The organism is Pseudoalteromonas sp. CF6-2 (assembly GCF_021729425.1).
Classification (GTDB): Bacteria; Pseudomonadota; Gammaproteobacteria; order Enterobacterales; family Alteromonadaceae; genus Pseudoalteromonas; species Pseudoalteromonas arabiensis.
The window spans coordinates 250,589-269,450 of the sequence record NZ_CP091442.1 but is presented as its reverse complement, the minus strand read 5'-3'; the positions used below and the strand labels follow the sequence as shown (position 1 = coordinate 269,450).

19 protein-coding genes and 1 tRNA gene are annotated in these 18,862 nt (G+C 41.0%); 4 read left to right on the top strand and 16 right to left on the bottom strand.

The window, feature by feature from the left end:
- The first annotated feature begins 89 nt into the window (after positions 1-89).
- A complete protein-coding gene (locus L3Q70_RS01325; RefSeq protein WP_062567192.1) occupies positions 90-1,052 on the top strand; it encodes an FHA domain-containing protein in 963 nt (320 codons plus the stop codon).
- 46 nt (positions 1,053-1,098) lie between these two features.
- Here L3Q70_RS01325 and L3Q70_RS01320 read toward each other — a convergent pair whose 3' ends face one another.
- The 6 genes from L3Q70_RS01320 to L3Q70_RS01295 form a co-directional block, all read right to left on the bottom strand.
- Positions 1,099-1,431, bottom strand: coding sequence for a hypothetical protein (locus L3Q70_RS01320; protein WP_062567191.1), 333 nt, complete (start codon positions 1,429-1,431; stop codon positions 1,099-1,101).
- Between the two features lie 23 nt (positions 1,432-1,454).
- Positions 1,455-1,847: a hypothetical protein gene (locus L3Q70_RS01315; protein WP_062567190.1), complete on the bottom strand. Its 393-nt coding sequence runs from the start codon at positions 1,845-1,847 to the stop codon at positions 1,455-1,457.
- Positions 1,848-1,985: 138 nt separating this feature from the next.
- The gene (locus tag L3Q70_RS01310; RefSeq protein WP_062567189.1) at positions 1,986-3,161 is read right to left on the bottom strand and encodes a mandelate racemase/muconate lactonizing enzyme family protein; all 1,176 of its coding nucleotides are present in this window, start codon (positions 3,159-3,161) and stop codon (positions 1,986-1,988) included.
- 9 nt (positions 3,162-3,170) lie between these two features.
- Positions 3,171-3,938 (bottom strand): class II aldolase/adducin family protein, encoded by a 768-nt coding sequence (locus L3Q70_RS01305; protein WP_062567188.1) that lies wholly within the window; start codon positions 3,936-3,938, stop codon positions 3,171-3,173.
- A gap of 130 nt (positions 3,939-4,068) precedes the next feature.
- A complete protein-coding gene (locus tag L3Q70_RS01300) occupies positions 4,069-4,392 on the bottom strand; it encodes a c-type cytochrome (RefSeq protein ID WP_062567187.1) in 324 nt (107 codons plus the stop codon).
- 125 nt (positions 4,393-4,517) lie between these two features.
- A complete protein-coding gene (locus L3Q70_RS01295) occupies positions 4,518-5,057 on the bottom strand; it encodes a DUF2058 domain-containing protein (protein ID WP_062567186.1) in 540 nt (179 codons plus the stop codon).
- Between the two features lie 233 nt (positions 5,058-5,290).
- Here L3Q70_RS01295 and L3Q70_RS01290 point away from each other — a divergent pair, with 233 nt between their 5' ends.
- Positions 5,291-6,427: an MFS transporter gene (locus tag L3Q70_RS01290; RefSeq protein ID WP_062567185.1), complete on the top strand. Its 1,137-nt coding sequence runs from the start codon at positions 5,291-5,293 to the stop codon at positions 6,425-6,427.
- Here L3Q70_RS01290 and L3Q70_RS01285 read toward each other — a convergent pair.
- Both L3Q70_RS01285 and L3Q70_RS01280 read right to left on the bottom strand, forming a co-directional pair.
- Entirely contained in the window at positions 6,394-6,894 is a 501-nt protein-coding gene (locus tag L3Q70_RS01285; RefSeq protein WP_193988173.1) for a prolyl-tRNA synthetase associated domain-containing protein, read from the bottom strand. The genes L3Q70_RS01290 and L3Q70_RS01285 overlap by 34 nt on opposite strands.
- Entirely contained in the window at positions 6,895-7,281 is a 387-nt protein-coding gene (locus tag L3Q70_RS01280) for a hypothetical protein (protein WP_237114725.1), read from the bottom strand.
- A 166-nt stretch (positions 7,282-7,447) separates the two neighbouring features.
- Here L3Q70_RS01280 and L3Q70_RS01275 point away from each other — a divergent pair.
- A tRNA-Ala gene (locus L3Q70_RS01275) sits at positions 7,448-7,523 on the top strand.
- Between the two features lie 159 nt (positions 7,524-7,682).
- Here the strand turns inward: L3Q70_RS01275 and L3Q70_RS01270 are convergent.
- Entirely contained in the window at positions 7,683-8,930 is a 1,248-nt protein-coding gene (locus L3Q70_RS01270) for a glutamate-5-semialdehyde dehydrogenase (RefSeq protein WP_062567182.1), read from the bottom strand.
- Positions 8,927-10,033 carry a glutamate 5-kinase gene (proB, locus tag L3Q70_RS01265; RefSeq protein WP_062567181.1) on the bottom strand — a complete coding sequence of 369 codons (1,107 nt, stop codon included), beginning with the start codon at positions 10,031-10,033 and terminating at the stop codon, positions 8,927-8,929. The genes L3Q70_RS01270 and proB overlap by 4 nt, the downstream gene beginning before the upstream one ends.
- Positions 10,034-10,947: 914 nt before the next feature.
- Between proB and L3Q70_RS01260 the strand changes: the two genes are divergently transcribed.
- Positions 10,948-12,807 (top strand): sodium:proton antiporter, encoded by a 1,860-nt coding sequence (locus L3Q70_RS01260; protein ID WP_062567180.1) that lies wholly within the window; start codon positions 10,948-10,950, stop codon positions 12,805-12,807.
- A 42-nt stretch (positions 12,808-12,849) separates the two neighbouring features.
- Here L3Q70_RS01260 and L3Q70_RS01255 read toward each other — a convergent pair whose 3' ends face one another.
- The 6 genes from L3Q70_RS01255 to hfq form a co-directional block, all read right to left on the bottom strand.
- The gene (locus L3Q70_RS01255) at positions 12,850-13,458 is read right to left on the bottom strand and encodes a tetratricopeptide repeat protein (protein WP_193988171.1); all 609 of its coding nucleotides are present in this window, start codon (positions 13,456-13,458) and stop codon (positions 12,850-12,852) included.
- A 111-nt stretch (positions 13,459-13,569) separates the two neighbouring features.
- Complete coding sequence (locus tag L3Q70_RS01250; RefSeq protein ID WP_062567178.1) at positions 13,570-14,883, bottom strand: adenylosuccinate synthase; 1,314 nt, start codon at positions 14,881-14,883, stop codon at positions 13,570-13,572.
- 224 nt (positions 14,884-15,107) lie between these two features.
- The gene (hflC, locus tag L3Q70_RS01245; RefSeq protein ID WP_062567177.1) at positions 15,108-15,986 is read right to left on the bottom strand and encodes a protease modulator HflC; all 879 of its coding nucleotides are present in this window, start codon (positions 15,984-15,986) and stop codon (positions 15,108-15,110) included.
- Positions 15,987-15,991: 5 nt separating this feature from the next.
- Entirely contained in the window at positions 15,992-17,158 is a 1,167-nt protein-coding gene (hflK, locus tag L3Q70_RS01240; RefSeq protein ID WP_062567176.1) for an FtsH protease activity modulator HflK, read from the bottom strand.
- A 91-nt stretch (positions 17,159-17,249) separates the two neighbouring features.
- On the bottom strand, positions 17,250-18,539 hold the full coding sequence (gene hflX, locus L3Q70_RS01235; RefSeq protein ID WP_237114724.1) for a ribosome rescue GTPase HflX: 1,290 nt from the start codon (positions 18,537-18,539) through the stop codon (positions 17,250-17,252).
- A gap of 17 nt (positions 18,540-18,556) precedes the next feature.
- Positions 18,557-18,820 carry an RNA chaperone Hfq gene (hfq, locus tag L3Q70_RS01230; RefSeq protein ID WP_062567174.1) on the bottom strand — a complete coding sequence of 88 codons (264 nt, stop codon included), beginning with the start codon at positions 18,818-18,820 and terminating at the stop codon, positions 18,557-18,559.
- Positions 18,821-18,862 lie beyond the last annotated feature (42 nt).

Below are 18,862 nucleotides of genomic sequence, written 5' to 3'. Positions count from 1 at the left end.
AGTTTAGTATTCAATGTTAATTAAATGCAAAATTAATGTACACACTATGATAGAGTTATATTTTTATTCAAGGACTAAAAGAGAGCTATATGGCTATACTGGCTAGTTTAAACTCAGATGTGAGCTTTTATCTGCGCGACTTTCATCGTTTTGGTCGATTAGCCCACTCTGTTGACACACTATTAAACTACCCAGAAGTGACACGTATTCATGCTGTAATAGAATGGGTCGAACCACACTGGTATATTCGTGATCTAAGCAAAAATGGTATTTGGCTAAACGGGAAACGGCTTGATAAACAAATCAACTCCCCATTAGCCCTAAATGATCGCCTAAGCTTTTCAGAAATAAATAACTTAGATTACCAATTAACTTCTATCGATCCACCCAGAGATCTTTTACTACCTATCAATGGCACAAATACACATTGTATTTTGCTTGAACGTTATCATTTTTTACCCGATAGCCAACATCCAACAGCCGTTATTTTTTACGATCCTGATAGGCTCTCTTGGTGCTATGAAAACACAGAAACTCACCAATTAGTTACTTTAGAAGATGGTCATCAAATAACAATAGGAGAGCAGCTGTGGCAGTTTTTTCAAGCTGAAATGACATCACAAGAAAATACACTGAATTTAAGCCCCACACCTATTAATGACCTTCAATTTATATTCAATTTGAGCCTAGATGAAGAGCAAACCGAACTCAAAATAAGACAACACAACACATTAATTGACCTAGATGTTCGCTCTCATCACTACCTCACCGTGCTGCTGGCTCGCAATAAACTGGCCGATATTAAAAATAAATTTGAGAAAGATGTACAGGGCTGGGTACAAGTTAAGAAATTAGCACGCGATCTTGGTATTAATGAATGCCATGTCAATATTCAGATCCACCGTGCGCGAAAACAGTTTATGGAATCTTTCAATAATACACTCTCTGCTGATGTTTTGATTGAACGTAAACGAGGTAAGGTTCGTTTTGGAGGGAAGTGTTTTACAATTGTAAAGGGGCCGAATTGCGAATCAACAGAGCCTACAAATTAAGAAATGGCTGTGGCAACGAGCAGAGCTACAGCCATTCATTGGTCGATTACTGCGCTATTATTTGTAGCGAACAGTTGTAGCTTACAGCTTTATTTATCAATGACTTAAATTCAAGGCTAAATGCCACAAGCGACTCTTCCGTAGGGTAACAAGCAATACACTTATCAAGCTCTTCTGTAAGCTGGTTAAGCATACTTACTCGTATCGGATTTTCAGCCTCTACGCCATATTGATGCTTCCAAAACCGCTGTAGTACAGGAGCATCATCTAACGTCATTATATACTCATAACCATCATGCCAAAGTTCATCTGTCAAAGAACATTGAAATTCAGGCTCATCGAGACTTAATTTTGTAGATGATAGAACGACCTTTCTCATAAGTATCTATTCCCAAATTGACATTAAGAACAGTTTCCTGGTGCACCGTTTAATTCAGGGAACTGAGTAACAACCTCTCCATTTGGCTTAATTATCAAGCGGGCGCACTTCTCTTGTTGAGTACCAACAACTATCCCTAAGTTAGCATCATACCTAATACGAGCATCAGGCTGTACTGTTCGTGATTTATTAGTTGCATTTTGCACTTGTTCGCAAAATTTTTGCGCATCTTGTATTGTTGCACAGTACTGAGGCAAAAATTGACTGGCTTGTACACCAAAAGTGCAATGCCTTTGTTGAATATGAGCAAAAGATTGTGCTGTTACATCACATTTTGGGTCTGCAGCCGCCTGAGTCGCAGAAATAAATAGGCAACTGATAAAGCTGCAATAGATAACCGAATTAATTAATTTCATTACTGTCTCCTTTGTAATCTAAATTGATTGGAAGTCACTCTTCCTTTCTCAATCTAGATACTAGGGAGAAATAATCCATAACAGATTATTACACAGCACAGGTAATACCCCGATTAACGGGGCATTACCTAAACGCTTTTACTTTATCTCAACACGCTGTGAGCGCATAACAACTTCATCATTTAGCTCAATACCGATCCCTGGCTCTTCTGATACTTGGAAGAAACCATTTTTAGGTTGAGGATCTTGAATACATAGCTCACGGTTCCACTTTTTAATCGCATAGGTGTGATGTTCGTGAATTAAAAAGTTAGGAATAGCGGTTTCTAGGTGTAACGAAGCAGCTGTTGCTACTGGGCCGCCACACACGTGAGCTTGAATACGCACATCGAAGATATCTGCATAATCACACACTTTTTTAGTTTCAGTAAAACCACCACACAGGCCTAAGTCTGGCTGTAATACATCAATACTTTGATCTTCTAAGTAAGGGCGCACACCCCAGCGGTTATACAAACGTTCACCACCTGCAATTGGCACCGCTACTTTATCAGCAACTTTTGCATGTAATGAATGATTTAAGTAGTTCACTGGCTCTTCGTAATACATACAATCGAACTCTTCAGCAATTTCACCAATTTGAATTGCTGATGTTGCGCCAGGTAAGCTGTGACACTCAAAAATAATGTCAACTTCATCACCTACCGCTTCACGAATAGCTTGCATACGCGCGCGATATAGCTTCATTTCTGCGCGAGAAATAATGTTAGTGCGATCGTAATAAGTATTGCCGTTTTTATCGTACTGGATTGGGTCAACTTTTACCGCATCATACCCTTCAGCCATGGCTTTTAGTGCTGCTTCTGCGTATTCCTGTGGGTGAACAAGTGCTTTGAATTCACTATCCCAGTCAAATTGTAGTTGCGATGCATAAGTACGAAGCTTATCGTTAACTTTACCACCTAGTAACTGGTAAACAGGTAAACCAAGCGCTTTACCCTTAATATCCCAAAGTGCGGTATCAATGGCACTCATTGCTGCATACACAACAGGCCCACCACCTAAACCCCAAAAGCTTTCGCGTAACATTCGTGACCATAGTTTTTCTGTTTGAAATGGGTCATGACCAATTAAAAAGGCATCGGCCATTTCTTTGATCATTGCCGCAGCGGCACTATGACCTAAATCATAAGCCAGACCCGCTTCACCCACACCGCTAATACCTTCATCGGTATGAATACGCACAAAAACAGGTGTCCAAGCAGGTCTGTCTGGACAATGAATATCGAACACTTCGACGCGATTAACTTTCATGGTTACTCCTTACTGAGCAAAACGAGGATCAAGACGATAAGCTTTTCGCAGCATTGCCGGCCAGGCTAGCTGCCCACCGGTGCTGCCGCTGTGCACGACATTCGCTTGATTATAAATATTATCGATAATAGGTTGTGGTACTGGAATTGCCGCTTGACCACTGGCTTGAATCGCCAATTGAATTTCGCAGGCACGCTGTAAATCATAAAAACGCATAAACGCATCACCTACTGTTGGGCCAACAGTTAAGCCGCCGTGGTTCACCAATAGCATGTGATTGGTGGTGCCTAAATCATCTTGCAAGCGCTTTTTCTCGTCACTGTTTACCGCTAAGCCTTCGTAGCCATGATAAGACAATGATGGTAATGAAAACATTGAATACTGACTTAGTGGCAACAGGCCTTTTTCTTGGGTTGCCACAGCAATGGTCTCTTTTGTGTGTAGATGAATAACGCAGTGAGCATCATCACGTACTTCGTGAATAGCACTATGAATGGTAAAACCTGCTGGGTTAATCTTAAACGGCGTATCATCAAGAATATTACCGGCTAAATCAACCTTAACAAGATTGGATGCTGTCACTTCATCAAAACTTAAACCAAAAGCATTGACTAAGTAATGATCTGTACCTGGTAAACGTGCCGAAAGGTGAGTGTAAATGAGATCACCCCAACGAAAGTGTTCCACCAAGCGGTAACATGCCGCTAAATCGACACGTAGCTGCCATTCCTGCTCTGATACTTTATTTTTTAAATCGAGTTTTGGTAAATCAAACATGGAAAACCTTGTTAATGTGACACGCACAAATAGATGTATAGAAGTCTAAATAACTATTTGGTGATAATCAATAGCTGATACAAAAAGGCCACATCAGTTGATGTGGCCTTTAATAACTTAAAAACGAAGATTATTTAACTTGCGATAAGTAGTCTGCGATTGCTGACATTTCTTCTTCAGATACATTTGCAACCATTGCTTTCATCGCTGCAGCCATACCATTACTACGCGCACCAGACTTGATGTCTTTCATTTGCGCAAGTAAATACTCTTTATTTTGGCCATTTAGTTTAGGGTATTGCGGCATAATTGGTGCTTTACCTTCTGCACCATGGCAAGTTTGGCAAAGTTTTGCTGTGTAAAGCGTAGCACCGTCAGCGGCCATTGAGTTAAACGATAAGCTAGCTGCCATTGCTAAGCTTGCCCCACATAGTATTTTAGTTATCTTGCTCATTGTATCTTCTCTTAGTGATGGGTTAGAAAACATTTTCTTTAGTGTAGACCATGATTTAGGAATATTGCACCCGAAAAAACACATAATTGTTACCGCAACTTAAACACCCTATACAGTAACTGTATTTACCAGATTAAATCATCAGGTACTTCGAAATCAGCATAAGGATCATCTTCATCCTTTTGCTTATCTTCTGGTTCAACATGGAACACTATATATTCTTCGCTGACTTCAGCGACTTTTCGTGCTGGTTCATCTTCCAGTACAAAAAACTGACCTTCTAAAACACAAATCGCGAGGCGACCACCAGCAAGGGCTTTTTGTGTTTTTTCATTTACGTCCAACTCTTTCACTTTGTTTTGGTACGTAAAGTTGAAAGTACGATCACCACGGATTTCATCTTGGTTGTGGTGCTCTAAAATTTGTTTAACACGTGCAACTTGCTCACGCTGCTTCTGCTCTTCTAAACGCGCTTTATTTAACTCATCTGCTTTTTTCTGCTGTTCAAGCTTGGTTTGCTCAATGTGCTTTTGTAAATCGCTGGGGTTACTCGTTGCGCCTTTCTTTTTTTTCTTTTGCTGTTTGCGCTTTTCAGTTTTAGCTACCTTAGCTTTGTGCGACGTAGTAAGCCCTGCCTTAAGTAATTGATCTTGTAATGAACCCATAACGAAATTCCAATAATAAAATGCCTAATTAAGGCTATTTTAATCAGCTATGCAAACAAATAACAGTATTGACTCAACTTGATTCCATGATATCTATTTTAACGCCCTGAGATTAACACGCGATGAAATCATGACATATTGATTTAACGCAATATTTATTATTTTAATCGCCTTTTAACTTGTAAAAAAAGTGATACCCGATAAGCTTGTGCTTTATCTTTAGGGAGCTAAAAATGCAGCTGCGACATTTGTTACTTTGCTCTGTATTTATTTTCTTTGTTTTATACGCCCCACAACCCTTACTCGGATTATTTGCCAGCCATTTTTCTGTATCACCTGCCGCTGCTGGCAGTTTAATGACTGCGACTATGCTGCCGTTAGCCATTGCACCTTTAGTGTATGGCTTGTTTTTAGCTAAACGAAACCCTTTAACAATCTTAAAGTTTGCCATGTTTATTCTGGCCATAAGCTGCATTGCATTTACCTACGTGCCAAGCTTTAAGCTACTACTATTAGTACGTTTTATTCAAGGCATTACTCTACCTGCAGCACTCACCGCCATGACAAGCTACATTGGTGTAACTTATCAAGCCGATGAGCTACAGCGTAATATGACGCTCTACATTGGCAGCACGATTGTCGGTGGTTACTTTGGTCGTATGCTTGCCGCTTTATTTACTGACTTTTTAAGCTGGCAAAGTTTTTACTATGTGATTGCGTTAGGATTAATCATATTTGCAATCGCCATTCCTAAAGCAAGCAAAGGTGCGAACATTCATGCAGCTAAATCGCCGCTATTGTATCTAAAACAATTAAAAGATCCGTTGGTATTAAAGCTCTACGGGGCGGTTTTTTGTATGTTTTTTTGCTTTGCGGCACTACTAAACTACCTACCCTTTATACTGCAAGACAGTTTTGCTATTACGAATACTCGAGATATTGGCCTTGTTTATAGCGGTTATTTGCTTGGTGCACTAGCATCTATAGCGACACCTTGGCTATTACGTAAATCATTAACACCTTGGCGTTTACTAACTTGGGTATTTGTATTCTATAGCCTGACGATGGTGCTATTAATGAGCCAACAATTGTTATTATTCTTTATTGCCTTTACTGGCTTTTGTGGTGCGATGTTTGTTATTCACTCAAGTGCAGCACCCTTGGTTAATAAAATTAGCAGTGCCCCTGCCAGTGTAACAAATGGTGGATATGTGTCTTTTTATTATAGTGGAGGCGCTTTAGGCTCTTTGCTGCCGGGTCTGGTATATCAGCAACACGGCCAAGTTGCCTTTATGACCGTGCTACTTTTAGTTTGCTTGGTAGGTTTAAGCTTAGTTTATTTAGCAGGTAAGAAAACAATTCGGGGTTGATGCCCAGTGCTTTCGAAAAATAATTCTAAATCATCTTTTTTCATTAGCCATGTCGCGGTATTTTCAAACGGATGGCAATGAAATAGTTCGTTAAACCACACTTCTTGATCAAGCCACAGTGTGACATTATTTTGTTTATCGTTTAAAAGTGCCAACATAGACACACAACCAGGCGGCACTTTTAAATAACGCGCTAATCGCTCATCAGATGCAAAGCCCAAACGAGAAAGCCCCTGCATCTGTGCTATTGCTTTTAAATCTAATTGTTTGTCATGCGCTGTGATCACTAAAAAATGGCGTTTACCTTCATTATCACGCAAAAATAGATTCTTTAATCGCGTGCCAGGTCTATTAACCATGAATTTGTCGGCATCTAAACTGCCATGTAATGGTGGGTGCTCAATCACATCATAGTTTATATCTAACTGAGCTAATGCAGCGGCAAGCTTGGTTTTTTCTGCATACATTTACAAACAACGTCCTCGTAGTTGTACACTTAAGTCACGCCAAAGCACATCATCAATAATATGCTGATCGTTGCAATACTGTCGTGCCTTAAGTTCTTGGTTTAATAATTCAACGGCTTGATCTTCAAGCATCAGTTTTAAGCTGCTCGATTCTTCAAAGTACTCTTGCTCGGCAAAATCTTTAAACTGTCTACGCGTTAATGGCTTATCAAGGTTTAGTGGCTTCCTGCCTTGTGCTTTCACCGACACGACGTATGCAAAAATTTTGCTGCCTTGTTCATCATTTTTGCCGTAAAACTGTTTGTTATTAATTTCGAAAGGAGGCGCGTCGTCTTGACTGGCGCAAGCCGTTAGTAGAATAACCAAAAGCCATGCTATTTTTTTCATTATTGGATAAGCCTTGAACAGTATATGCTCATTAGTCTATCAAAAATAAAAGACTTAGGTAAAAATTCGATGATTTTTTAAAAAACACTTGACCAAATAAACAAAAATAATTAAAGTTCACCCCGCTTGAGACGCAAGACTTAAGCATCTTGTATTTTAGGAATGTGGGGCTATAGCTCAGCTGGGAGAGCGCCTGCCTTGCACGCAGGAGGTCAGCAGTTCGATCCTGCTTAGCTCCACCACTTTCCTACTCTTCTTTAGGCAATCTGCCGAATTATCAACTAACAGTATCATACTCTAAATTTAAGCTATTTAATTAGTCTTACTATCCTCTTCGTTTTATATCAGACACAAAAAAACCGAGCAAAGCCCGGCTTTTAAACGTAGTTACTTCTTAGCGATTATTCACGAATTTGGCCTTCGCCATTCACTAAGTATTTTTCAGTTGTAAGCGATTCTAGACCCATAGGTCCGTAAGCATGTAGCTTAGTGGTCGCAATACCAATTTCAGCACCTAAGCCTAACTGTGAACCATCAGAAAAACGTGATGACGCGTTAACCATCACAACAGACGCATCAACACTGCGCTGGAATAACTCTGCTGCTGCTTGATCCTTAGTACAAATGACTTCTGTGTGGTTTGAGCCAAATTGAGCAATATGATCGATCGCTCCAGCAAAATCTGGCACAACCTTAATGGCGATTTCTAAGTCTAGGTACTCTTCGCCAAACTCATCATCAGCAAGCACAGTCGCGTTGTCAAAATATTCAGCCGCTTTTGCATCTGCATTTACTTTCACGCCTTCTTGACGAAGCACAACTGCACACAGGTTTAAAAATTCATCGGCAATATCTTGATGTACTACTAGGCCTTCTAATGCGTTACACACACCAGTGCGCTGAGTTTTACCATTTAACAGCAAGTTAATGGCGACATTCAGATCAGCCTCTTTATCAACATAAAGGTGACACACACCTTTAAAGTGTTGAATAACAGGGATGGTACTGTTTTCAGTTACAAAATTAATTAGACCTTCGCCACCTCGTGGGATGATTAAATCAATTGTGTCACGTTGCTGCATTAACTCCATTAATAAGCCACGATCAGGATCAGGGATCACTGAGATTAAGGCAGCTGGTAAACCATGCTTCTCAAGTACTTTATGCATTACGCTGGCAATGGCTTGCGAACTACGCAGTGCTTCTTTACCACCACGTAAAATTACCCCATTACCCGATTTAAAGCACAAAGCACCTGCATCAGCCGTCACATTTGGACGTGCTTCATAAATCATACATACAACACCAAGTGGCACGCGCATCTTGCTAATCTTAATACCATTCGGACGCTCTGAAATGTCGCGTAATTGACCAACCGGATCATCAAGGCTGACAATCACTTCGATGCCTTCAGCCATTGCTTCAATGCGCTCATCATTTAGGGTCAAACGATCAATCATCGCCGCAGCAAGGTTATTATCACGTGCTGCCGCTAAATCGCTTTCGTTTTCTTTGATAATGAAGGCCTTACTTTCACGTAATGCCTGCGCCATCTCAGATAAAACTTGATTCTTAGTGGCAGTATCAAGCAGAGCTAGCTGGGTTGCAGCTTTTGCAGCTTGACTAGAAATATCCGTAATTAAACTCATGACTTCTCCAATAATGCGATATCTTTTTCTGAAACAACTGGGCCGATTGAATCTTGCATTTTTTCGCTAAATTCACTTTGCTCGTTGTCAGCAATAAAATTCAATAAACAGCTACTGTAATTCGCTGTTGCTTTTGCTAGACGTGTACCATCGTCACTGCGGACTAAAATAGTATCGCCTACGCCAAATTCTCCGTGTACCGCAACAATTTCATCGCTACGAATACACCCATCTTCATGATGAGCAGACTCATCAAACGAGCCTTCTACGACAACCTCACCTTGCTCATTCGCGGTGTGTGTCATCCAATGCACCGCTTCTTGCATTGGTTTTTCATAAGGCATAAAAATAGTGCCTGGGTTGTCACCTTCAAGTAGGCGATTGAAGGTTTCTTCTTTGAAACCATTTAGAATAAAGGTTGTAATACCATGCGATGTCGCCTTTTCTGCCGCTTCAATCTTAGTTTTCATACCACCGGTACCAACCGCGCTGGTTGCACACCCTGCCATTGCGTAGATTGACTCATCGATGCTCTCTATTTCAGGTAACAATACGGCATCATCATGCAAGTTCGGGTTTTTATCATAAAGACCATCAACATCCGAAAAAATCATCAGCGCATCTGCGTCTGCTGCTGCAGCAACCATCGCTGATAGGTTATCATTATCACCTACTTTCAAGTCATCCGTGGTGACCGTATCATTTTCATTGATGATAGGTAGTACACCGTGCTCTAGTAAAGTGAACACCGTTTCACGAATGCTGGTATAGCGCTCACGGTCTCGTAAATCACCGTGTGTTAATAATATTTGTGCGGAAGGGAAATCAAAAAAACGATCCCACATAGCCATCATTTCTGTTTGGCCGGCAGCTGCCATTGCCTTTTTCATCGTTACCGAGCGAGTTTCTTGCTCAGGAAATAAATGCGAACCCGCTGCCACCGAACCAGATGATACTAAAATCACTTCGATACCTCGTGCTCGACAGCGAACGATGAACTGCGCAATGGTCAATAAATAACGTGAACGACACCCATCTTGTTCCGGTGCGATCAATGCGCTACCAACTTTAAGTACAATACGTCGCCATTTAAACTTTTGCATAACTGTTCAACTTTTCCATTTTACTATCTGTTCAGCGTCATTAAAGCCGCTGATTAAAAGACTCACGTTTAGAACAACTAAACGTGCTGAGTATTCTCACTTTGTCACAGACACTTATCTGCACACGCAACTAGTCCGCGCATGGACTGCGTTTAGGTATAGCACAACTTTTATTCAGTCAGTAGACCAAACGGTTATAAACCATAAGCTGATAAAAAAAGATAAGTGTTGTTTATGTATCGCTGTAAAAAGCTGTGTGCGGCTTTTATTAATAACAACATACATAGAGCCTATACAATCTGGTACACCGACAGATAGGGCGTAGATTGTATGACCGAGATTTAGCCGCCACGATGGGAGCTAAACATTGATAAGATAATGAACTTTTATTGTATTCAACTCGTAATAAATACGCACTGAACAATCATTAGCTCATTTCTATTTAATTAGAAAACAAAGTGTATAAAACACAATATATAAAGCAAACAACTGATTTATTAGGGCTTATCCTCTAATTACTAAAGAAAAACAAAGTTAATCATTTAGATATCAAATTGTTTGAACACGAATTATAATACGATATAAAGAGGTGAAAGATCAAGAGTAGATATTAATCACTAATTTTATACTTACCATAAACCTAGAAAATAGTTCATACTTAACAAATAGTTAAATGAATACATTTCGATATTAATAATTTTTCATCAGCTTATGGCCGTTTTGTTTTCAATAACAACCCAAAAAGTATTAATAACGACTAAAATCGTATTTAGAGCAATAAGTTTTCTTGTGTCTATGACGGTGAGTAAGCTTTAATAAGTAGGCAGTTTTATTTGTAAGTCAGCGACAATTTATCGTCATCAATAGCAATTATCTATGATGTTGGTGCTAAAGCTAAAAGGATAATTCATTTTATGTCAGCAATTTATATAGCAGGGATCGCCTTGTGTTCTGTAATAGCACAGTGGGTAGCATGGGCGTTTCGTGTACCGGCTATTTTATTTTTACTTCTAACGGGTTTATTACTTGGCCCTTTCAGTGGCGTGCTTGAACCCGATGCCCTTTTAGGCGACTTACTATTCCCCGTGGTTTCGTTAAGTGTTGCAGTTATACTCTTTGAAGGCTCGCTGACATTACACTTTAAAGAACTTAAAGGGATAGGAAAAGTTGTCCGAAATCTCTGCTCCATCGGCATGATAACCACCTGCATTATTATCAGTTTAAGTGCCTATTGGATCTTAGAACTTAATTGGCGAGTTGCCGCAGTACTAGGGGCTGTGCTTGTGGTTACAGGACCAACAGTTATCGCACCTTTACTTAATTCAATGCGCCCTAACCAAGATATAGACCGCATCCTCAGGTGGGAAGGTATTGTTATTGACCCCATCGGAGCCTTATTTGCAGTGCTCGTCTTTGAAGCCGTTATGCTTGTTGGGCAAGGAGAAGTATTAAGCCATACAATTATTGCCTTGTTTAAAACCTTAGGGGTTGGCTTAACAATTGGTGTCGCCGCGGGCTGGCTAACCACCTTACTCATTCGTCGCGAGTGGTTGCCTTTTGAGTTACACAAATTTGGTATTTTAGCATTGGTATTGATTAGCTTTACAGTATCAAATCATCTGAGCCATGAATCTGGATTACTGGCTGTGACTGTATTCGGTATTTGGCTAGCCAATCAAGATGACTTGGAAATAGACTCAGTACTTGAGTTTAAAGAAGACTTGTCGATGATCTTGATATCATCCTTGTTTATCTTACTTGCCGCACGCTTACAGCTTTCAGACTTAATGATGTTACACAGTGATGTGTTTATTTTCTTAGCCATCGTGCTCTTTATCGCGCGCCCTGCATGCATCGCTATTTCAACTATCGGCTCAGATCTGCCAATAAAGTCCCGTTTGGTACTCTCTTGGATCGCACCAAGAGGTATCGTCGCAGCCGCTGTGGGCTCAGTGTTTGCACTGAGCATGGTTGAAGCAGGTATCGCGGACGCAGAGAAAATCGTGCCGCTGATTTTCACGGTAATCATCGTCACGGTTGTACTACAAAGTCTGACAGCTACACCACTGGCTAAACTATTAAAAGTGCGCCAGCCTGCACCAAATACTATTTTAATCATTGGTGCAAACCATGTTGCACGTGCAATAGCCTGTGGACTAAAAGAGCAGAATATTCCTGTACATCTTTCTGATCCAGCATGGGAGAACTGCAAAATGGCACGTATGGATGGCCTGCCTTGTTATTATGGTAATCCACAGTCTGAACATGCCGAGCGTTATTTACCTTTAACAACAATTCGTAGTGTTTTAGCACTTTCACCTAATCGTCACCATAATGCATTGGGTGTGCAGTATTTCTCGCATTTGCTAAATGAAAAGGATGTGTATTCTCTTCGTTCTTCAACTAACCACGCTAAAGCAAACAAAGATAGCGCAACATTTTTGTCTCGTCAGATTCTATTTGGTGACAATGGCGCATATGCACGTTTAAGCAGTCTAATAGCCAAAGGTGGTAAAGTGAGTGCTACACGCATTTCGGATGAGTTTAGCTGGGAGCAATATAAAGAAGTTAATAGTGAAGCTATTCCGTTATTTATTTTAAACGGTGAAAAAGATGATGATGACGACTCTCCTGTTCGTATTAGACCATTTACGACAAATATGGAGAAAACACCGCAAGTAGGTGAGCGCATCGTTGCTTTACAACCACCCAAGTTATCGGTTCTTAAAGACCCTAACCAGAACAAAAATAAAGATAAAAAAGAAGATAAATGATCACAGGCCAGCACATGCTGGCCTTATTTTTAACGGTTTAAATTACATAGGTAGACGTGCGCGCCGAACCACACTATCAGGCATTTTTTGCGCTAGTTTTGCTAATAATTGCTCAACTTTTTTATGCTGCGCTTTATCTGCTACCATAGAGTGAAACAACCAGCGATAAGCATCCTCATAGTCTCTTGGGCTACCATACCCTTGGTTGAATAGCCTAACTAAGCGCATTTGCGCTTTTAAGTTACCTTGTGCAGATGCTTCGCGCAAATAGGTCACGGCCATCGCTTTATCTTGCTGAACCAACCGCCCGACATCATAATAGCGGCCAAGTTGTTCTAGTGCTGCTGCTAACCCTTGCTCAGCAGCTTGACGCATATAATACACCCCCAACTCTACGTTACGATCAACACAGACTGCATATGCCAGCATATCGCCATACAGGAACTGATACGATGGTAGCGCCATTTTATTGGCTCGCGCTTCGATATCTTGTACTAACTGGCAATCATCTGCCTTTACACGTGCTAGGTGTGCATTTTTATTGATCAAGCCAATTAACTCGCTTTCTGTGTACAGAGGTACTGCTGCAATGGGCTCTTCAGCCATGCTCAGGCTGGAAAAGAGTAATGTTAAAGGCAATAAAACACGCATCAAAATCACTTAAAAAAGTCAGTCTTAGCAAATAATATACAATTATCATTCCAGAGTGAATTTTAGGCACAAAAAAAGCTGCCGAAGCAGCTTTTTTAGTCACTATGGCAATTATGCAAACGGGTTGCGTAATACCATGGTCTCTACACGATCAGGACCTGTTGAGATGATATCAACTGGAACACCCGTGATTTCTTCGATACGTTTGATGTAATCAAGTGCCGCTTTAGGCAACTGATCAACTGAGGTTACACCTACTGTGTTTTCTGACCAGCCTGGCATCTCTTCGTATACTGGCGTTACTTTCTCGTAACCTTCAGCAGCTAATGGCGTCACGTTCGTTACTGTGCCATCTTCTAACTGATAACCAGTACAGATTTTTAATGTTTCTAAACCGTCTAAAACGTCTAATTTAGTTAAACAGAAACCTGAGATGCTGTTGATTTGAACTGCACGGCGCATCGCCACTGCATCTAACCAACCAGTACGGCGTAAACGACCTGTCGTTGCACCGAATTCATGACCTTTCTCACCTAAATGCTTACCTACAGGGTCTTGCTTATCAAGACCATCGTAAAGCTCTGTTGGGAAAGGACCTGAACCTACACGTGTTGTGTAAGCTTTGATAATACCTAGTACGTAATCAAGGTGTAATGGACCAAAACCAGCACCTGTTGCTACACCACCTGCTGTTGTGTTTGATGATGTTACGTACGGATAAGTACCATGGTCGATATCAAGCAATGTACCTTGCGCACCTTCAAATAAGATGTTGTCGCCCGCTAAACGCGTTTGATCAAGTAGCTCAGTCACATCAACAACCATCGCTTTTAAGATATCAGCAATAGCCATTGCATCATCAAATGTCTTCTGGAAATCAACCGGCTCTACTTTGTAGTAATGCTCTAGTGTGAAGTTATGGTATTCCAATACTTCTTTTAATTTGCTCGCGAATAATTCAGGATTGAATAAGTCGCCAACACGTAAACCACGACGTGCTACTTTATCTTCATAAGCTGGACCAATACCACGACCTGTAGTACCGATTGGCTTATCGCCACGTGCTTTTTCACGGGCTAAATCTAATGCAATGTGGAAAGGTAAAATAAGCGGACACGCTTCACTAATTAATAAACGCTCACGCACAGGCACGCCACGCTCTTCTAGCATGCCAATTTCTTTCATCAACGCTTCTGGTGATAAAACAACACCATTACCAATCACACACTTAACATTGTCACGTAATACACCCGATGGAATAAGGTGTAAAACCGTCTTTTCACCGTTAATTACCAAAGTGTGGCCTGCGTTATGACCACCTTGATAACGAACTACTAAAGATGCTTTGTCTGTAAGGAGGTCAACTACCTTACCCTTACCTTCGTCACCCCATTGGGTGCCTAGTACAACAACGTTTTTACCCATTGCAAATTCACTTAGAAAAAATTAGGACGAGATTTTACCAGAAAACGAGGTGAAAGATCACCCCGTTTAGCTTATTTTTTCTGCGGCCGACTTTTTATCACCATAGCCAATAAAACAACCGCAGCCAGAACAGGGAGTTATAAATTTATAATACAAAGAAATTAGTTCACGACTGAAATAAAAAAGCCCTGCAAAGTGCAGGGCTTTCATTATTAAGTGTTTAATTACTGGGCATTAGCGCCTTTCATGTAATTAAAGAAATCACTATCTGGAGAGATAATCATGACGTCTTGCTTATCTTTAAAGGTTTTTTTGTAAGCTTCAAGACTGCGCACAAAGCTAAAAAACTCAGCATCTTTATTATAAGCATTAGCATAAATCCCCGCCGCTTCTGCATCGCCCTGACCGCGAACAGTTCGCGCATTTCGCTCAGCATCTGCCAGCATAACTGTTACGCGACGATCAACCTCAGCACGAATTGTTTCTGCCTTTTCTTGACCTTCAGAGCGATGCTCTTTCGCCACCGCAGTTCGCTCAGCGCGCATACGTTGGAAGATTGAGCTACTGACTTCTTGTGGTAAGTTAATTTGCTTAACACGTACATCAAGTACTTCAATACCTAACTCTTGCGCACTTTCTGAAGCTTGTACTAATGCTTCTTCCATAAGCTCACTACGCTCACCTGAAACAATTTCTTTAATAGTACGAGAACCAAAATTAGTACGTAGACCATTATTTACCTTTTGCTTAAGCAGTGTTTCAGCGTATTGCTTATCACCGCGTGCGCGTAGGTAAAATGCACTAAAGTCGTTGATACGCCATTTCACGTATGAATCAACAATTAAGTCTTTTTTCTCGCTTGTTACAAAACGATCAGGTGCACCATCTAATGTTTGGATACGTGCATCTAAACGGCGTACTTGACTGAAAAATGGCACTTTAAAGTTCAAGCCTGGGCCGTAAACTACTGCTGTGTCATTACTGTCTTTCTGCACTTTACTGAACAACAATACAATCGCCTTTTCACCTTCTTGTACGACAAAAATAGATGAAAAAGACATAACAACCGCAAGGGCAAGTATTACTAAACTAAAATTTTTCATTTTGCTTATCTCCCCTCATTAAAGCGATCAGTTGCAAAACGGTCATTACTCGAGTTAACCGTACTGTTGCGTGATGTATTCAACTTGTTGCGCAAATCTTTGATATCACTTGAACTTGGCAGTGCAACACGGGTCGCGGTGCCTTGCTTTTCCATAATTTTATCAAGCGGTAAATACATCATGTTATTACCGTTTTTCACATCAACAAGCACTTTAGAGCTATTACCCAGTACTTCTTCCATTGCATCAATGTACAAACGTTTACGCGTTACTTCCTTCGCTGCTTGGTATTCTGGTAATAGCTTTTCAAAGCGTGCTACCTCACCTTGCGCTTCTAGTGTAATGCGCTCGCGATATGCTTCAGCTTCTTGTGTCATACGTGTCACTTGACCACGGGCACGCGGCTCTATTTCACGGGCATAAGCTTCTGCTTCACGGATGAAACGTTCTTCATCTTCTTGTGCTGCAATGGCATCATCAAAGGCATCTTTTACTTCACCTGGTGGGCGTGAGTCTTTAAAGTTCACGTCGCTGACAATAATACCGAGGTTATACGGCTCGATAATTTTGTTTAGCTCATCCCACGTTTGTTGACGAACGACCTCACGACCTGTTGTTAATACTTGGTCCATTTTCACATGACCAATAACATAGCGAAGTGCGCTATCGAGCGCTTGTTGTAGGCTGTGATCAGCATCCGTTACACTGAACTTATATAGGTGAGGATCGATAACACGATACTGCACTTCAAACTCTACATTTACGACGTTTTCATCTTCAGTCAGCATAAAGCCTTTCGCAGATAAAGAGCGTACCGCTTCAATATCAACCGGAATGACACGTTCGATGAACGTCATTTTCCAACGTAAGCCTGGCTCTGCAATGCGACTAAACTGACCAAATTGTAAAACAATACCGCGCTCAGCTTCTTTAACTGTATAAATACCGCTTAATGCCCAAACGATGATGGCAATAATTAATATGAAAGAAATGCCTGCGCCACCAAGTCCGCCGCCGTTTTTACCTGGCTTGTTACCACCAAATAAACCGCCAAACTTGTTGCCGAATTTACGCAGTACCTCGTCTAAATCAGGTGGGCCTTGATCTTTTCCGCCTTTGTTATTCCACGGATCTTTATCATTGCCATTATTACCCGGTTCATTCCAGGCCATAGCTATACTCCATTGTTATCTAAATGAATTGGGTTAAATCTATCAAATCTACAGCATTTCTCATACTAAAATTAACAAATGCTGACGATTTTTAGTTCGCAACTATAAAAGAATCGAGATCCTGTCCCATTTCTTTTTTCAAACGATTCCACTCAGCCATCGGTAAACGCACTGAAAGCAACCAATTACCATGTTCATCAAAGCACTCTTCATGAACAGCATTTAAGTTAAATAATGCAGCGCGAATACGACCATGCTGTGGAGGTAATTTAAGCGACTCTGCCAGCATTTTCTTTGCTAGCAACTCATTAATTGCCTCTGACAATAACTCACAACCCACACCCGTTCGAGCAGATAACCACACTCTAATTGGCTGGCCTTCATCGTTTCTATCTATACGCGGCGCAACGTCATCTAGCGCATCAATTTTGTTATACACTAATAATTGCGGCACTTCATCTGCATCAATTTCTTTTAGAACTGACTGCACCTGCTCAATATTCTCTTTACGACGCGGGTCTGCTACGTCAATAACATGTAGCTGTAAATCGGCTTCCCGGGTTTCAGTTAATGTAGCTTTAAAAGCAGCCACTAAATCATGTGGTAAGTGACGAATAAAGCCAACAGTATCCGCGAGGATCACTGGACCAACATCGCCAATGTCTAACTTACGTAATGTCGGGTCAAGTGTTGCAAATAATTGGTCGGCCGCATACACATCTGAGTCTGTTATTCGATTAAACAGGGTCGATTTACCTGCGTTAGTGTAACCAACTAATGACACTGTGGGTATTTCATTACGGGTACGTGCTCGTCGCCCCTGTTCACGTTGCACAGCAACTTTATCTAATCGTGCACGAATATTCTTAATTCTTGCACGCAGAAGTCGTCTATCGGTTTCAAGCTGCGTCTCACCTGGACCACGTAAACCTATCCCACCTTTTTGGCGCTCAAGGTGAGTCCAACCACGGATCAAGCGTGTTGAAATGTGACGTAGCTGCGCCAACTCAACTTGAAGTTTACCTTCATGAGTACGCGCTCGCTGGGCAAAAATATCAAGGATCAAACTCGTACGATCAAGTACACGACACTGACAAACGCTCTCTAAGTTACGTTCCTGTGACGGGCTTAGTTGATGGTTGAAAATAATGACATCTGCATTGTGGATTTTGACAGTTTCAGCGATTTCTTCTGCTTTTCCGGTACCGACGAAAAGTTTCGGATGTGGTGCTTGACGACTGCCTTGCACAATCGCCAAACTACTAACACCAGCAGAAGATACCAACAACTCTAATTCATGAAGATCTTCACGATCCCCTTCTTTAGGTAAGTCGATATGAACTAAAACTGCCTGTTCGCCGGCTTCATAACGGTCAAACAAGCATTACGCTCCTAAATTTAAAAATTTCCAGGCTCTTGCTCTTCTGAATCATCGCTTCCTTGTGCACCTTGGAAGTTAACAGTACGCGCTGGAACTACGGTAGAAATAGCGTGTTTATACACCATTTGATTCACGGTGTTTTCAAGTAAAATAACAAATTGGTCAAATGACTGGATTTTACCCTGTAACTTAATGCCATTAACCAAAAAGATTGATACTGGAATGCGCTCACGACGTAACGCATTCAAAAATGGGTCTTGTAACGACTGGCCTTTTGCCATGTTATTTTCCTTCGTTCTAGGTGTTATTATAATTAAGTAGCT

Bases quoted from the DNA above. Each gene is read 5' to 3' on its own strand.
- L3Q70_RS01325 (WP_062567192.1), top strand. From the start codon at position 90: ATGGCTATACTGGCTAGTTTAAACTCAGATGTGAGCTTTTATCTGCGC.
- L3Q70_RS01320 (WP_062567191.1), bottom strand. From the start codon at position 1,431: ATGAGAAAGGTCGTTCTATCATCTACAAAATTAAGTCTCGATGAGCCT.
- L3Q70_RS01315 (WP_062567190.1), bottom strand. From the start codon at position 1,847: ATGAAATTAATTAATTCGGTTATCTATTGCAGCTTTATCAGTTGCCTA.
- L3Q70_RS01310 (WP_062567189.1), bottom strand. From the start codon at position 3,161: ATGAAAGTTAATCGCGTCGAAGTGTTCGATATTCATTGTCCAGACAGA.
- L3Q70_RS01305 (WP_062567188.1), bottom strand. From the start codon at position 3,938: ATGTTTGATTTACCAAAACTCGATTTAAAAAATAAAGTATCAGAGCAG.
- L3Q70_RS01300 (WP_062567187.1), bottom strand. From the start codon at position 4,392: ATGAGCAAGATAACTAAAATACTATGTGGGGCAAGCTTAGCAATGGCA.
- L3Q70_RS01295 (WP_062567186.1), bottom strand. From the start codon at position 5,057: ATGGGTTCATTACAAGATCAATTACTTAAGGCAGGGCTTACTACGTCG.
- L3Q70_RS01290 (WP_062567185.1), top strand. From the start codon at position 5,291: ATGCAGCTGCGACATTTGTTACTTTGCTCTGTATTTATTTTCTTTGTT.
- L3Q70_RS01285 (WP_193988173.1), bottom strand. From the start codon at position 6,894: ATGTATGCAGAAAAAACCAAGCTTGCCGCTGCATTAGCTCAGTTAGAT.
- L3Q70_RS01280 (WP_237114725.1), bottom strand. From the start codon at position 7,281: ATGAAAAAAATAGCATGGCTTTTGGTTATTCTACTAACGGCTTGCGCC.
- L3Q70_RS01270 (WP_062567182.1), bottom strand. From the start codon at position 8,930: ATGAGTTTAATTACGGATATTTCTAGTCAAGCTGCAAAAGCTGCAACC.
- proB (WP_062567181.1), bottom strand. From the start codon at position 10,033: ATGCAAAAGTTTAAATGGCGACGTATTGTACTTAAAGTTGGTAGCGCA.
- L3Q70_RS01260 (WP_062567180.1), top strand. From the start codon at position 10,948: ATGTCAGCAATTTATATAGCAGGGATCGCCTTGTGTTCTGTAATAGCA.
- L3Q70_RS01255 (WP_193988171.1), bottom strand. From the start codon at position 13,458: ATGCGTGTTTTATTGCCTTTAACATTACTCTTTTCCAGCCTGAGCATG.
- L3Q70_RS01250 (WP_062567178.1), bottom strand. From the start codon at position 14,883: ATGGGTAAAAACGTTGTTGTACTAGGCACCCAATGGGGTGACGAAGGT.
- hflC (WP_062567177.1), bottom strand. From the start codon at position 15,986: ATGAAAAATTTTAGTTTAGTAATACTTGCCCTTGCGGTTGTTATGTCT.
- hflK (WP_062567176.1), bottom strand. From the start codon at position 17,158: ATGGCCTGGAATGAACCGGGTAATAATGGCAATGATAAAGATCCGTGG.
- hfq (WP_062567174.1), bottom strand. From the start codon at position 18,820: ATGGCAAAAGGCCAGTCGTTACAAGACCCATTTTTGAATGCGTTACGT.